The sequence below is a fragment of the Amycolatopsis sp. lyj-90 genome, assembly GCF_046549035.1.
Taxonomy (GTDB): domain Bacteria; phylum Actinomycetota; class Actinomycetes; order Mycobacteriales; family Pseudonocardiaceae; genus Amycolatopsis.
Genome location: NZ_JAJPWP010000012.1, coordinates 72,356 through 85,766, shown reverse-complemented (window position 1 = coordinate 85,766; position 13,411 = coordinate 72,356). Strand labels below are relative to the sequence as shown.

Annotated in this window: 13 protein-coding genes; 7 read left to right on the top strand and 6 right to left on the bottom strand. The window is 66.9% G+C overall.

Annotated features, from left to right (window positions below):
* Positions 1–48: 48 nt before the first annotated feature.
* Positions 49–1,872, bottom strand: coding sequence for a LamG-like jellyroll fold domain-containing protein (locus ACLJPX_RS36375; protein ID WP_410604866.1), 1,824 nt, complete (start codon positions 1,870–1,872; stop codon positions 49–51).
* A 77-nt stretch (positions 1,873–1,949) separates the two neighbouring features.
* Between ACLJPX_RS36375 and ACLJPX_RS36370 the strand changes: the two genes are divergently transcribed.
* Complete coding sequence (locus ACLJPX_RS36370) at positions 1,950–2,495, top strand: hypothetical protein (RefSeq protein ID WP_410604865.1); 546 nt, start codon at positions 1,950–1,952, stop codon at positions 2,493–2,495.
* On the opposite strand, the gene ACLJPX_RS36365 is transcribed toward ACLJPX_RS36370, so the two are convergent.
* Positions 2,496–2,960: a DUF6328 family protein gene (locus tag ACLJPX_RS36365; RefSeq protein ID WP_410604864.1), complete on the bottom strand. Its 465-nt coding sequence runs from the start codon at positions 2,958–2,960 to the stop codon at positions 2,496–2,498. It lies immediately after the preceding gene.
* Positions 2,905–3,867: a DMT family transporter gene (locus ACLJPX_RS36360; protein WP_410604863.1), complete on the bottom strand. Its 963-nt coding sequence runs from the start codon at positions 3,865–3,867 to the stop codon at positions 2,905–2,907. The genes ACLJPX_RS36365 and ACLJPX_RS36360 overlap by 56 nt, the downstream gene beginning before the upstream one ends.
* Positions 3,868–3,951: 84 nt before the next feature.
* Between ACLJPX_RS36360 and ACLJPX_RS36355 the strand changes: the two genes are divergently transcribed.
* On the top strand, positions 3,952–4,506 hold the full coding sequence (locus tag ACLJPX_RS36355; RefSeq protein WP_410604862.1) for a superoxide dismutase: 555 nt from the start codon (positions 3,952–3,954) through the stop codon (positions 4,504–4,506).
* A 9-nt stretch (positions 4,507–4,515) separates the two neighbouring features.
* On the opposite strand, the gene ACLJPX_RS36350 is transcribed toward ACLJPX_RS36355, so the two are convergent.
* The 3 genes from ACLJPX_RS36350 to ACLJPX_RS36340 all read right to left on the bottom strand — a co-directional run bounded on the left by ACLJPX_RS36350 (position 4,516) and on the right by ACLJPX_RS36340 (position 7,772).
* Complete coding sequence (locus tag ACLJPX_RS36350) at positions 4,516–4,917, bottom strand: TIGR03667 family PPOX class F420-dependent oxidoreductase (RefSeq protein WP_410604861.1); 402 nt, start codon at positions 4,915–4,917, stop codon at positions 4,516–4,518.
* Positions 4,918–4,961: 44 nt separating this feature from the next.
* Positions 4,962–6,974 (bottom strand): DUF2339 domain-containing protein, encoded by a 2,013-nt coding sequence (locus tag ACLJPX_RS36345; protein ID WP_410604860.1) that lies wholly within the window; start codon positions 6,972–6,974, stop codon positions 4,962–4,964.
* Positions 6,975–7,196: 222 nt separating this feature from the next.
* On the bottom strand, positions 7,197–7,772 hold the full coding sequence (locus ACLJPX_RS36340) for a DUF3800 domain-containing protein (RefSeq protein WP_410604859.1): 576 nt from the start codon (positions 7,770–7,772) through the stop codon (positions 7,197–7,199).
* 485 nt (positions 7,773–8,257) lie between these two features.
* Here ACLJPX_RS36340 and ACLJPX_RS36335 point away from each other — a divergent pair, with 485 nt between their 5' ends.
* The 5 genes from ACLJPX_RS36335 (at position 8,258) to ACLJPX_RS36315 (ending at position 13,250) form a co-directional block, all read left to right on the top strand.
* The gene (locus ACLJPX_RS36335; protein ID WP_410604858.1) at positions 8,258–9,694 is read left to right on the top strand and encodes a TIR domain-containing protein; all 1,437 of its coding nucleotides are present in this window, start codon (positions 8,258–8,260) and stop codon (positions 9,692–9,694) included.
* Positions 9,695–9,779: 85 nt separating this feature from the next.
* A complete protein-coding gene (dusB, locus tag ACLJPX_RS36330; protein WP_410604857.1) occupies positions 9,780–10,925 on the top strand; it encodes a tRNA dihydrouridine synthase DusB in 1,146 nt (381 codons plus the stop codon).
* Positions 10,926–10,952: 27 nt separating this feature from the next.
* Positions 10,953–11,786: an alpha/beta fold hydrolase gene (locus ACLJPX_RS36325; RefSeq protein WP_410604856.1), complete on the top strand. Its 834-nt coding sequence runs from the start codon at positions 10,953–10,955 to the stop codon at positions 11,784–11,786.
* 58 nt (positions 11,787–11,844) lie between these two features.
* A complete protein-coding gene (idi, locus tag ACLJPX_RS36320; RefSeq protein ID WP_410604855.1) occupies positions 11,845–12,456 on the top strand; it encodes an isopentenyl-diphosphate Delta-isomerase in 612 nt (203 codons plus the stop codon).
* Between the two features lie 65 nt (positions 12,457–12,521).
* On the top strand, positions 12,522–13,250 hold the full coding sequence (locus tag ACLJPX_RS36315; RefSeq protein ID WP_410604854.1) for a GGDEF domain-containing protein: 729 nt from the start codon (positions 12,522–12,524) through the stop codon (positions 13,248–13,250).
* Positions 13,251–13,411: the final 161 nt, after the last annotated feature.

Sequence of the window (13,411 nt, the reverse complement as noted above, 5' to 3'; positions counted from 1 at the left end):
ATTACCGCGCACGATCCGCGCCGCCCTGAACCGCCCGCCCCGAACTGCTCAGCCGAGCATGAACTCGCGGGGTTCCAGCGCCCGCCCCACCACGCGGACGTCGCCCAGCCAGCCGTGGAACGCCTGCTCGACGATCGAGTCGTAGGCGTAGGCGCCGATCAGCCAGGAGCCGCCGGGATTCGCGATCCCCGCCGCCGTCGTCTTCGGATTCCGCAACACCGGGCACCCGTCGACGTAAAGCATCGTCCGCCTGCCGTCGTTGACAGCGGCGACGTGGATCCATTCCTTCAACGCCAGTTCGTGGCCCCAGCAGGTGGAGATCCCGTTCTGGTTCACCGGGAACACCGCCCACTGGAACGCCGCACCGTCCGAAAGGGACAGTGTGGCCGCGGGCTCGCCGGGATCGTCGCCGGTCTTCCCCGCCTTGCCGCCGGAGCCCTGCCTGCCGAAGATCGCGGCCCACGCGTGGCCGCCGTCCTTGAAATCCTCGGGCAGCTTCACGAACGCCTCGACGGTGTAGCCGCGAGCGAACGCCTCCGCGTTCATCGGCGCGGAGTCCGCCGTGCGCAGATACGCCCCGCGAGCCGGTTTCTTGCCGCCGTCGAACCGGAGGCTCGACCTCGACGGCTGCCGCCCGGAGAACTCACCGGAGAACCGCAGCGCGCCCGCGGCGCTGCCGGGCAGGGTCACCCGGACCAGGTCGTTGCCCCTGCCGGACAGGTCGCGGACACCATCGACAGCGCTGACCGGTGCGCCGTCGCGGCCTTCGAACCGCCAGTACGCCACGGTCCCGCGGATCAGCTGCCGTTCGGCGGGCCGTGCGGGCGGGACCGGGACCGGCGCGAAACCGGCGAACCTCGTGTCGAAATCGACCTCCAGGCTGAAGTAGTCCGCCGGGCCGGTGCGCTCGATCTCCTGCCGCTGCAACTCGTTCAGCCGCGGCGCCTGGTCGGCGAGCCACGGCGAGACCGTGCGGACGTCGATCACGTTCCGCGTGAGGTCGAACCGGTAGAGCCGGATCATCGCGCTGCCGCCGTAGTAGCGGTCCTGGTAGTTGGTGATGTGCAGATGAACGTCGTTGCCCGCCTTGTTGCGCTTCACCGCGCGGCCCGGCGGCCAGTAATGCCCGTTGAGCGTCAGGAAGATCTGGTCGTTCCCGTCGATCAGCTCGTCCCAGACCTTCTGCCCGAACTCCGAAAGCTGAGCCTGACCCGCCTCGTCGGCCCATACCAATTCATGGATGGTCAGGATGGCCGGAAGCCGCGGGTTCCGGCGGAGCACCGACCGCGCCCACTCCAGCCCGCCCGCCGACGGCCGCCAGTCGAGCGCGAGCAACAGCCACTCGCGACCGCCGGCCCGGAAGACGTGGTGGCTGTTGTAGCCGTCCGGGCTCGCGCCGCGGAAGGTCCGCGAGCCGCGTTGCCGCTGCGGACCGAACGCGTCGAGGTACGGCGTGCGGCCGCGCTGGTCGTCGGTCGAGGACTTGATGTCGTGGTTGCCCGCCAGCGTGCTGTACGGGAACCGGCGACGGTCGAGATGCTGGAAAGACCGGCTGATCTGGTCGAACTCGCCCTGCTGCCCGTTCTCGGTGAGGTCGCCGAGATGCGCCAGGAACACGATGTTCTCGTCGCCGCCCGTGACGTGGCGCAGCGTGGCGTCCAGCGGCGCGGGGTCGCCGCGGTCGGCGTCGAAGAGGTACTGGGTGTCGGGAAGGACCGCGAGGGTGAAGCAAGCGTCTTCGGTGTCCGGGCCGTGATGGCCGAAGGTCGCTGAAGCCGCCGGGGCACCGAGAGCAGGCAACGCGGACACCGCCGCACCGGCGCCGAGCAGGCCCGCGCCGCGCAGGAAGGTCCGTCTGGAGGAGTCGTTCACGGCCGCAACCTACGGATCCGCGGGCAACGCGTCCCGAACCGCGGATGAACACTTGCTCCGCTCGGTAGCTTCGTCACATGGGGAACGTCAAACGCTGGCCCGTGCTCGCCGGGGTCGGTGTGGTGGTGGCCGCGGCGACCTGGTGGATCGTGGACGAGATGCCGGCGGTGGACGACGCCGTCGCCAGGGAGGCGCTGCCTCCGATCGACGAGCATCTGCGCGCGAAGCTCTGGGCGGGGACGCTCGCGGGCACCGGCTTCCCGGACGTCCGCTGGGTGTGCACGCAGAAGGTGATCGAGACCCGGCCGGACGGCGAGCGTGTCAAGATCGGCCTGGTCGCGAGCTGCGACGAGGTCATGAAAGAAGGCGGCGGGCTCGTCGTCGGCAGCGGATTCCGCCGGCAGCCGATGGTCTACCTCGTCGAGCGCACACCGTCCGGATACCGCGTGCTCGACCGGAAACTCGCGGAGGACGGGGCAGGCTACTCGCCTTCGGTCAAGGCGATGTTCTCGTGGGTCGGCGCGCGCCGGGTGATCCACGGCGCGAGCCCGGACGACCCGAAGACCGTGTCGCCCGCCGCGTTCGGCCTGCCGGACGGCACCCCGGTCCGCACGCGGAGCTGATCAGTCGCCGTTCCGGTCGATCAGCTTCGGCACGACGAACCACAGGACGACGAACAGCACCGCCGTCACCACGCCGAGGATCGTCATCGCGATCGGGCCGAAGACGACCTTGGCGATGAGCGCGACGGTCGTGGTGATCGCGGCCGCGAGGCAGCCGAGCCCGACCAGGACGGACCGGTTGCCGAAGACGAGGATCCGCTCACGGTTCCCGGTGCGGAACAGCAGCCGGTGCCACGCGGCCGGCGCCGTCAGCAGCACCGTCGAGCACACCGTGAGCAGGACGGCCACCAGGTGAACGGACTTCTCGAATCCGCTCGCCTCGTGGAACTCGTCGGTGAACACCACAGTGAGCAGGAACCCGAAGAGGATCTGGACACCGGCCTGCGCGACCCGGAGCTCCTGCAGGAGTTCACTGACGTTGCGGGTCAGGCGCTCGTTCTTCGTCTCTTCGGTGTGCTCGACCATGCGGCGGCTCCAAGACCATCGGTTGACGCCTGACTTTTTCGTGCCAGCCGAGCGAAGTCACCGATACGACCACGACGGCGAGGCCGAACCACTGCGTACCGGACAAATGCGCGTTCAGGAACGATACGCCGATAACAGCCGCGGTGACAGGGAAAGCCAGCTCCGCCAACGTTGCCCTCGCGGCGGGGGTCGACCGCAGGCCCACGTAGTACAGGCTCAGCGCCAGCAGACCGGGAACCAGCGCGAGCAGGACGAGACCGACCGCGTTGTCCCAGCCGACCGCGAACCCACCGCCCTGGACCGCCACGATCCCCGCCGCGACCGGGAGCCCGACGGTGAAGCGCAGCGTGGTGACCTCCTTCGGCGCCAGCTCGGTGGAGAGCAGCCTGCCGAGCACCGTTCCCGCCGCCCACAACGCCGCCGCGCCGATCGCCAGCAGCGCCGCCTTCGCCGCGGCGACCTGGATGTTCAGCGGATCCTTGAACGCCAGCAGCCAAGCACCCAGCAGCGCCGGGATCGCGAAGAAGGCGTATCCGGGACGGACCCGCTCGCGGAGCACGAAATACGCCGCCAGAACGGCGAACACCGGCTGAAGCTTCTGCAGCACCAACGGCGTCACGGGGTCGCCCAGTTTGAAGGCGGCGGTGAACATCGCCGTCGCGAGCGCGGAAGAACCGCCACCGATGGCGAGCACGGCCAGCCACTCCCGCGGTCCGACCCGGCGCAGCGCGCGGAAGGCGCCCGGGATGAGAGGGCTCAACACGAGCACCACCAGCAAGTGCTCCCAGAAGACGACGGTGGCCGCGGGGAGCGCTTCGGCGAGCGGAAGCCGCAGAAGTCCGTCAGTGCCCCAAAGCGCGGCCGCGACCGCGACCAGCCAGGTGCGATCCGGAGGATTAGTACTCACTTACCCTGCCCATAGTTTGAGAATGATCGCCCGACCGAGTGACCGCTCTGGCGTGCCCGATGTCTTGCGGACTAAGCAGGGCGCATGCGCCCCGTCCCCTTAGTCGCCCTTGTCCTGTCCACCGCCGCCTTGGCCTTCACCTCCGGCGCCGGGCCCGCCACCGCCGCCGCCCCCGGTTCCCGGGTGCACGTCATCACCGCCAAGAGCGGCCTCACGGTCTACAAACCGGAATTGGTCCCGCCCGGTGCCCGCGCGCACGTCTTCGGGTTGACCTCGAAGGCTTACGGCACCTCGACCGCGGTCCTCGTGACCGGCCTGCTGCCCAACCGCGAATACGGCGCGCACGCGCACACGAAGCCGTGCGGTGCCACCGGAGACCTCGCGGGCCCGCACCACCAGAACGTCGAAGACCCGGTGAAGCCGTCGGTGGATCCCGCCTATGCCAACCCCCGCAACGAGATCTGGCTCGACCTCACCACCGATGCCGCCGGCCGCGGCGCCTCCGTGTCCAAAGTGGACTGGACGTTCGACGCCCGGCGGGCCCATTCGATCGTGATCCACGAAACGCATACGCACACCGACCCGGGTCACGCCGGGACGGCGGGCGCACGGCTGGCGTGCGTGACGGTCGACTTCTAGCCGTGTTTTCTAAAACCCCCAGGTGCGCTCCGGCCGGATCCTGATCCGGACGTTGTACTCCCTGTCGAACTTCGGGGTGTCGTAGTCGATCGCGGGGTAGTGCTTCTCGTACTTGCCGAGGAAGCCTGGCTGCTCCGACGCGACACCGTCCGGCAGGATCTCGGCCTTGCCGCCGATCACCAGGATCGAGCCGCCGTGCTCGTCGCTGTTGAAGTGGAGGCTGACCTCGGGGTTGGCTTCGATGTGCCGGGTCTTCGCCGTGTCCGGCCGGCTGAAGATGACGATGTCTTCACCGTCGAGCACGAACCACACCGGACGAGGCGAAGGCCTGCCCTTCGGGCTGATGGTGGTCAGCCAGGCGACGCTCTCCTTCGCCCGCTCGGCGAGGCGCGGGTCGGGTTGGTAGGTCATGAACCGACCAACCACGACCCGCCGGTATTTCTTCCGTGTCCGCCTCAGCGAGACGCGACGAGCTTGGCGTAGCGCGTCCCGGCGCCGAGCAGCACCAGACCGGCGAGGAGGAAGGCCGCGACCCTGGCGAGGCCGTCGAGCGCGGAGAGGTCGAACAGGACCAGCTTCAGCACCGCCGCGCCGACCAGCACCAGACCGGTCACCCGCAGGCCGACCACCGCGATGCCGCGGATGAGCAGCACGAGCGCGGCGACCGTCCAGGACACCGTGATCACCACGTGGCCGACCAGGAAACCCGAGCGGCCGGGGACGGCCAGCAGCGCGCCGCACAGGACCATCGCGCCGGCGCCGTAGAGCGCGCAGACCCCGGCGAAGAGCCACGGCACGACGTTCTCCGACGCGCCCTTGAACAGCCCGAGCCGGTGCGCGACCCACGGAAGCGTGATCGACACGGCCAGGATCGCGACGGCGACCAGCAAGGCGGCGGCGAGGTCGGCGTCCGGCCGGTTCCTGATCAGGAAGAAGAGCGTCGGCGGAACGTCGAAGGCCAGCGCGATGAACCCGCCGATGACGGCGAAGCCCAGCCCGCCGAAGAGCGCGACGTGCTTCTTCGTCCACAACGCGACCAGGGCCAGCAAGACCCCTTCGCCGATCAGGATCGCCGAGCGGGCACTGCCGTCGAAGAGCGTCATCGTCGTCTGCAGGGCCGCCAGGAGCCCAGCGGCGCCCGCGAGGTCGCCGGTCCAGCCGTTGAGCCACTGGCCCGCCGCCCACACGCCCAGCAGCACCAGCGCGACCGACGCGGTGACGAGCACGGCCGACGTCTTCGGCAGGAACAGCGCGGCGAGCAACGACGGCGCCGGTGCGACGGCGAGCAGGGCGAGCGCGGCGGCGTCACCCGGACGCTTGGTGGTGACGATCAGGGCGAGCGTGAGTCCGACGGCACCCGCGGCCAGCGCGGCGGCGGTGTTGGCGACGCTGCCGCCGAAGCCGGTGAACGCCGTGCTGAAGATCGACGCGACCAGCGGCGGGATCCCGGCGGCGACCGCGACCGACGGCCACGACTGGCGCAGCTGCACCGGCGTCGAGGCGACCTGGACCACCAGCAGGAACGCGACCAGTTCGGGGGTGAAACCCTGCGTGATCAACGGCGCGCAGACCACACAGCCGAGCACGACGGCCGTCGCGAGCAGCGACGTCTTCCACCGCACGGCCAGCAGCAACCCGCCGACCGCGATCAGGAGCCCGATCGCGAGACCGGCGTAGGCCGGGAGGTACTCGTACATCGTCGTCGCGGCGATGGCGTCTAGGTACAACGCCCCGATCCCGGTCGCGGCGAGCGCGAACGCGCCGGTGCGGCCCGCCGGGGTGCGGTGCAGCTTCAGGCCGATCCCGACGAGTGTGAGGCCGAGGACGGCGCCACCGATCACCCGCGGCAGCGGTCCGAACCAGCCGCGCTGGATGGCGAGCACGAGGAACAGCACGATGCCGAGCAACGTGACCGCGCCGCCGACCCAGGCCAGCAGCCTGCTGCCGGCGCCCTCCTTGCTCAGCTTCTCGGACAGCGTGGTCCGCGGGACCGGCTGATACGGGCGGTACGGCTGCTGCGGGGGCTGCGGGTACTGCTGGCGGTTCTGCTGCTGCCACTGCGCGTACTGGGCCTGCTGGTACTGGGCCTGGTACTGAGGGTGCTGCGGGTGCGTGAAGTAGCGCGGGTACGGCTGCTGCGGGATCTGGGGCTGAGGCTGCTGGTGCGGCTGGGCCTGGAGGGGTACCTGCGGTTGGTGCTGGGCCTGGGCGGCCTGCGGTGAGGTTCGCGGCTCGGCGGGCTGCTCGGGCGGCGCCGGAGCCTGCTGCTCGGCCTGCTCCTTGAGCGTCTGCTCCTTGGGCGCCTGCTCTTTGGGCGCCTGCTCCGGCGCCTCTTCGTGCGTCGGTTCCGCCCCGGACCGGGCGGTCCGCAGCTCCGTACCGACCCGCGCGAGGCGGGCCCCAAGGTCGTCGATCTCCCCGGCGAGCCTGAGGAGCACATCCCCATCGGTGGTCATGGCGAACAGCATGCGGCTTCAGGACCGCCGCGGGATCCGTAGCACTACTCAATCGTGATGACGATGTGGTCGCGACCTGCAAGATCATCGCGATCTGGCCCACATGCGCTACGCTTGAGGTGTCACCCAAAGCGATTTCGGTGACACGGAGTGCGGCACCGTGGGTGTCGTACGAGTCGCAAGGCCAGGTGCACCCGGGGAATACCGGGACCCTGGCCTTACGCGTATCCGCGGTCAGGCACGGGTGTCGACCTGTAGCTCGATCACGTACTCGGCCAACCGGTCGGCGTAGTCGGAAGTTCCTTGCTGGCGAGCGCGAACAGCCCCGGCGACGATGTCGGAGATCCACAACAACGGCTCGTCGGCACCGCGAACGTGCCGAACACGAAACGCGGCGCCTTGAGGCAGTGAAAAACGGGTCTGCTGGACGGTGCGCACATCGCGGGCGTCAAGTTGGACTGTGCGGCCTTCAGCGACCAAGAGGCTGACATCTAGCGCGTGCAATTCCATCACCAGGCGTTGCAGGCACAGCGAACGGCCACGTTCCTGGCGTCGCGCCGGCACCGGGGTTCCGACCGCCACCAGATGCAACTCTTCGAAGTCGGCGACCCGCTTGACTACCGCTCGCTTCTGATCGCCGGTCAGCACGTTCCAGTGCAGCTTCCCCGTTCGCCCGGCTCGCATACCGAGCATGACTTCACGCAGCTCGGCATGCCGTTCGATGGGGAGAATCGCGGCTGCGAGTACGTAAAAGCCACCGTCGTCGTCCTCTTTGAACGACTCGTCTGCGAAGGCCTGCAGCACGGACATCCGGCGAGCCTAAGCATCCCCTTCCGGCACAATCGGTACGGTCTGTGCCTCCTTCGCAACATCGAGTTTCCGAACCCGAGATCGGGTGACGGCGACAGATGCGCTGCCGCAAAATCGTCCGGATCAAGTGAAAACCCGGCCACTGTGTGGATTTCGGGACGTCAGATGTCCCAAAATCCACACGGTCAAGGCGGGACTCACCGAGGGGACCGAACGAAGACCTACCGAGGAACGGCGGTACGTGACGGGCGGTTTTGGGTCGTCCGGGTAGAGGGAGTCGGTTCGACACAAGGCCGGTCCGTTACGGGGTTGACTCGAAGACCATGCCCGAAGCCGTCAAGATCATCACCGGCGAGGGTCTCGCCGACCACATCGACAGCAACTTCGGCTGCCCGATGTCAACACTTTGATAACTTACGCTAGCCGACACTCCCGACATGCGGCGTCCACCTCAAGATGCAACCCGCCGTGCCAGAATCTTGCGGGTGACGCTGCCATCGCCGGTGGACGACAACCACCGCCGCTTCCTACAGGCGATTTGGGACCTCTTCGTGGCCCAAAACAGGTGGCCGACGCTCCGTCAAGTCGACAGAAGGCTTGATCAACAGTTCGGGATTGACGCGTACGACGCCGTCATCAGCTTGCCGAGCGGCATGCTGTCTCCCGATGTTCGGGAACCTCTCCGCGCAGATCTCGAGCTTCGACTCACCGTAGCGGGCGCATCAGCATGCAGCGGCAGCCAAGAAGTTATTTCGATCTTCCTTCAGGCCATTCGATTCGCGGCCGAACTGGAAAAGCAGTGGCCCGGAAGGCCAACCGAGGCCACGGATGAGCCAACGCTCGCGACTTCGGAACTGCCAAAACGATTCCAACTTCCAGCAGCAGGGCAGGCATGCCTGCTAGAACAGGTTGGACACCTGCTATCCATAGACAGCTGGTGGTGGAGTAGTTCGACGCGAAAAAATGGCAACTGGGAATTTTTGATAAACAGGCATATACGACCGCTTCGAAGCATCGAAACCCTTAACGATTATTGGTCCGCCCGCGCCAAGGTGCTGAACCCAACGTTACGCCACAAGACCGAAGAGGTAGTCGACTTGACGGAATCAAATAAGGTCTTCATCAGCCACGCCGCATCCGATCGCCCCCTTGCCGACTTGCTTCGCGACACCCTAATTCTAGGTGGCGTGCCCGAAGACCGCGTCTTCTATTCCTCGGCCCGCTCGTCGGGAATTCCATCAGGCCAAGACGTGCGTAGCCACCTCCGCGAGGAGTTACGGAAGTCCAGCCTGGTCATCGAACTTGTTTCTGAAACTTTTCTTAGCAGGCCAATGTGCCTTATGGAACTAGGCGGAGCCTGGGTCCTCGAGAAGCCCACATATCCTGTAGTAGTACCGCCGTTAACACGGCAAGAAGCAACACAGAAAATTGGCGATGTGCACATAGGCATACTGGGAAGCGAGTCTGAAATTGATGAATTCTTTGACGAGTTAAGCGTTCGACTGTCGTCCGACTCTGGAATTGTAGTTAAGACTACATCCTGGAACAGGGCGGCCCGATTTTTCAAAGAACAGATTCTCGCCATGATCGCTTCAATGACTAAGCCGATCGCCGTTTCGACTCCAGCATCAACTCAAGATGAGCCAACCAGCAAGAACGCAAAGATTGCGATCGACAACTTCAGTGCAACCTCGACATCTTATGGCACCGAAGTTTACGGTGAGGCAACCAATGTTGACTCCAGCGAACACACAGTCGCCCTGAAGGCAACCATTTTCGATAACCAAGGGAAGATTGCCGGGACCGCCGGCGGCGTGGTCAACCAGCTTTCTCCAGATGAGACCAAGACGTTCACCCTGACAAGTTCAGTCCAACTCCCGGTTGACTACAGGTTGAAAGTTCAAGTTGACACCGTCGTTTAAGTCCCGCCCGCAAACGCCGGACGCCATCGGCGCGGTAGACGGCCAGGGCAGCCCTTGGTCGACGTGATCGACACCACAGGCGACAATGGAGGACGTGACAGCCACCCTGAGCAAGCCCAGCCTGAAGATCGGCCCCTACGAGGTCGATCCCCCGGTCGTGCTCGCTCCCATGGCGGGCATCACCAACGTCGCCTTCCGGCAGCTGTGCCAGGAGTACGGCGCGGGCATCTACGTCTGCGAGATGATCACCGCCCGCGCGGTGGTCGAGCGCCACCCCGGCACCATGCACATGATGACCTTCGGCGAGAACGAAAAGCCCAGGTCCATGCAGCTTTACGGGGTCGACCCGAAGACCATGCGCGAAGCCGTCAAGATCATCACCGGCGAAGGCCTCGCCGACCACATCGACAGCAACTTCGGCTGCCCGGTGGCGAAGGTGACGCGCAAGGGCGGCGGCGCGGCGTTGCCGTTCAAGCGCAAGCTGTTCGCCGACATCGTGCGCGAGTCGGCGAAGGCCGCGGCCGAGGCGGGCGTGCCGTTCACGGTCAAGTTCCGCGTGGGCATCGACGACGACCACCTGACGTACCTCGACGCCGGGCGTATCGCCGAGGCCGAGGGCGCGGCGGCGGTCAGCCTGCACGCGCGCACCGCCGCGCAGCGCTACTCCGGTCAAGCCGACTGGACGAAGATCGCCGCCCTCAAAGAAGCGGTCACCAGCATCCCGGTGCTCGGCAACGGCGACATCTTCTCGGCCGAGGACGCGCTGCGCATGGTCGACGAGACCGGCTGCGACGGTGTCGTGGTCGGGCGCGGTTGCCTGGGCAGGCCGTGGCTGTTCGGTGAACTGGAAGCCGCCTTCGCCGGGCGCGCGCAGCCCACGCCGCCGAATCTCGGCGAGGTCGCCAAGGTGCTGCGCCGCCACACGGAACTGCTCGTCGAACACGACGGCCACGACAAGGCCATGCGCGACATCCGCAAGCACATGGCCTGGTACTTCATGGGTTTCCCGGTCGGCTCCGAACTTCGCCGCGGTTTCGCGATGCTGTCCAGTTTGGACCAGCTCGACGACTTGATCGCCCAGCTCGACCACGACGCGCCGTTCCCCAGCGCGGCCACCGGTCCGCGCGGGCGGCAGGGCTCGCCGGGCAAGGTCACACTGCCGCACGGCTGGCTCGACGATCCGGACGACGACTGCGTCCCCGAGGCCGAGGACATGCACTCCGGCGGCTAAGAGCCCGGCCCCCGTAAAGTCGTCTTCGTGATCGAGCAGCTGAGCATCCCGACCGCGGCCGGTACCTTCGACGCCATCGCGGCGGGCCCCGAAGACGGCCGCCCTGTCCTGCTGCTGCACGGTTTTCCCGAGGCCGCGGTCGAATGGGAGCACCAGGTCGCGACGCTCGGCGTGCTCGGATATCGCGCGGTGGCACCGGATCAGCGCGGTTACTCGCCGGACGTCCGGCCGGAACAGGCCTCCGCATACGGTATCGACGAACTCGTCGGTGACGTCCTCGCGATCGCGGATCGTTTGGGGTGGAACGAATTCGATCTCGTCGGGCACGATTGGGGCGGCGCCGTCGCGTGGTGGACGGCCGACGCGCATCCCGGCAGGCTCCGCAGTCTCGCCGTCGTTTCGACGCCGCATCCGGCGGCGCTGGCGGAGGCCATGAAGACCGACGAGGACCAGCATCTCCGGTCGGGGTACATGACGGAGTGGCGGCAGACCCGCGTCACCGAACGGCGGATGCTCGAGAACAACGCCGACGCGCTGCGCCGCATCTTCGACTGGAAGGTGTCGCCGAGCAAGATCGACGAGTACGTCCGGCGCCTATCCGAACCGGGCGCGCTGGCAGCGGCGCTCAACTGGTACCGCGCCGGCCGTCCCGGCGGGAAGATCGGGCCGATCGAGGTTCCGACGCTCTACATCTGGAGCACCGAGGACGCCGCCTTCGGTTCGACGGCCGCGCTCGACACCGCGAACCGCGTCACCGGCCCGTACCGCTTCGAGATGATCCAGGACGCCTCCCACTGGGTGGTGGAAGAGGCGCCCGAGGCCGTCACTTCTTTGCTAGTGGAGCACCTCTCGTCCCACTAACAGGGGTAACTCTGGTCGCGGTACCGGTTACAGCGAGCCTGCTGGTTCAGTGGGTCCGGTGAACAACGCGACCGAAGTGGACACCGAACGCATCGTCTATGTCACCGAGGACGGCGAGCCGACCGGCGAAACCGCGCCCAAACTGTCCGCGCACCACGAGAACACCCGGCTGCACCTGGCGTTCTCCTGCTATCTGTTGCGCAGCAGCGACCAGGCCCTGCTCATCACCAGCCGCGCCGCGTCGAAGAAGGTGTGGCCGCGGGTATGGACCAACAGTGTCTGCGGGCACCCCGCACCGGGTGAACCGATCGAGGAGGCCGTCCGGCGCCGCGCCGCCTTCGAGCTCGGGCTGCCCCGGCTGGACGGGCTCCGGTGCGTCCTTCCGGCGTACCGCTACCGGACGCCGCCGTTCGAGGGCGTGGTCGAGAACGAGTTCTGCCCGGTCTTCGTGGCCTGGGTCGACGAAGACCCGGAACCGCATCCGGATGAAGTAGGCGACTGGCGGTGGCTGAGCTGGAGTGATTACGCACTGTTGCTGAATGACGATGTGGCAGACGTGAGTTACTGGGCGAAAGATCAGTTTTCGCAGCTCAAAGACGTCGAGCCGTTTTCGGCCTTACAGAACGGCACTTCGGTGCGTGACAATGGCGCGAAACCGTCGTCCACTTGAGCGATATTCACTTCGGACCGTACCGATACCTCAAGAGCCGCCTCCTATACGACGAAAACCAATTCGTGGCGGAGGTGAACGTGGTAGCCGACGACGAGGCCGCGTTCCCACCGGGCGCGCCGAGTACCGATCTGCTCAGCCTTCACGAGTCGATCGCCGGGGTTCTCGCCACCCAGGGTGACTGGCGACGCGCCTACCACCACCTCAAATCCGCCTTCGACCTCGCCCGTGCCGGCAGCCTGCGGGACACGCTGACGTCCAGCTACAACCGCCGTTACCTCGACCAATGGCTGCACGGCCCGGCCGTCGAACACCGCGGCCCGCCGGGGATCGCGATCGCGCTGGTGGACCTCGACCTGTTCAAGGGCGTCAACGACACTTTCGGGCATCTGGTGGGCGATCGGGTGCTGCGCGAGGTGGCCGACCTGCTGCAACAGGGACTTCCGCCCGAGGCGTTCTGCGCGCGCTACGGCGGCGAGGAGTTCGCGCTCGTCATCCCGGACGTCGACGCCGCCCGCGCGGTGCGCATCGCCGACACCGCCCGTATCCGGGTGGCCCGCCATCCGTGGCCGCGGATCCGGCCCGGCCTCTCGGTGACGATCAGTGTCGGGCTCGCGCACGAGATTCACGCGGAACCGGATCGCACGGTGGAACCCGAGCGGCAGTTGCGCCGCGCCGACGCTTTGTTGTATATGGCGAAACGGGCAGGCCGGAACAAAGTGGCCTATCACGATAAGGAATCGTCGCAGACGATTCCCCACACGATGAACGCCGCGGAGTCCGCGGACGCCTAGCCACTCACTCGGTTAAACCGTCGCACTCTGCGTAACGGTTCCTCCCTTTTAACGCAGCTTTAACCAGGACCGCTCACCCGATCGCATGGACCGTTCGGCGCTTCTCGGTACCTTGGGTGAAGAAAATTCCGGGATGGTTGTCGTCACGAACCTGAGGTGTC

Excerpts from the sequence above, each read along its gene's own strand:
- ACLJPX_RS36370 (WP_410604865.1), top strand. The coding sequence starts at position 1,950 with ATGGGGAACGTCAAACGCTGGCCCGTGCTCGCCGGGGTCGGTGTGGTG.
- ACLJPX_RS36365 (WP_410604864.1), bottom strand. The coding sequence starts at position 2,960 with ATGGTCGAGCACACCGAAGAGACGAAGAACGAGCGCCTGACCCGCAAC.
- ACLJPX_RS36355 (WP_410604862.1), top strand. The coding sequence starts at position 3,952 with ATGCGCCCCGTCCCCTTAGTCGCCCTTGTCCTGTCCACCGCCGCCTTG.
- ACLJPX_RS36350 (WP_410604861.1), bottom strand. The coding sequence starts at position 4,917 with ATGACCTACCAACCCGACCCGCGCCTCGCCGAGCGGGCGAAGGAGAGC.
- ACLJPX_RS36345 (WP_410604860.1), bottom strand. The coding sequence starts at position 6,974 with ATGCTGTTCGCCATGACCACCGATGGGGATGTGCTCCTCAGGCTCGCC.
- ACLJPX_RS36340 (WP_410604859.1), bottom strand. The coding sequence starts at position 7,772 with ATGTCCGTGCTGCAGGCCTTCGCAGACGAGTCGTTCAAAGAGGACGAC.
- dusB (WP_410604857.1), top strand. The coding sequence starts at position 9,780 with ATGGAGGACGTGACAGCCACCCTGAGCAAGCCCAGCCTGAAGATCGGC.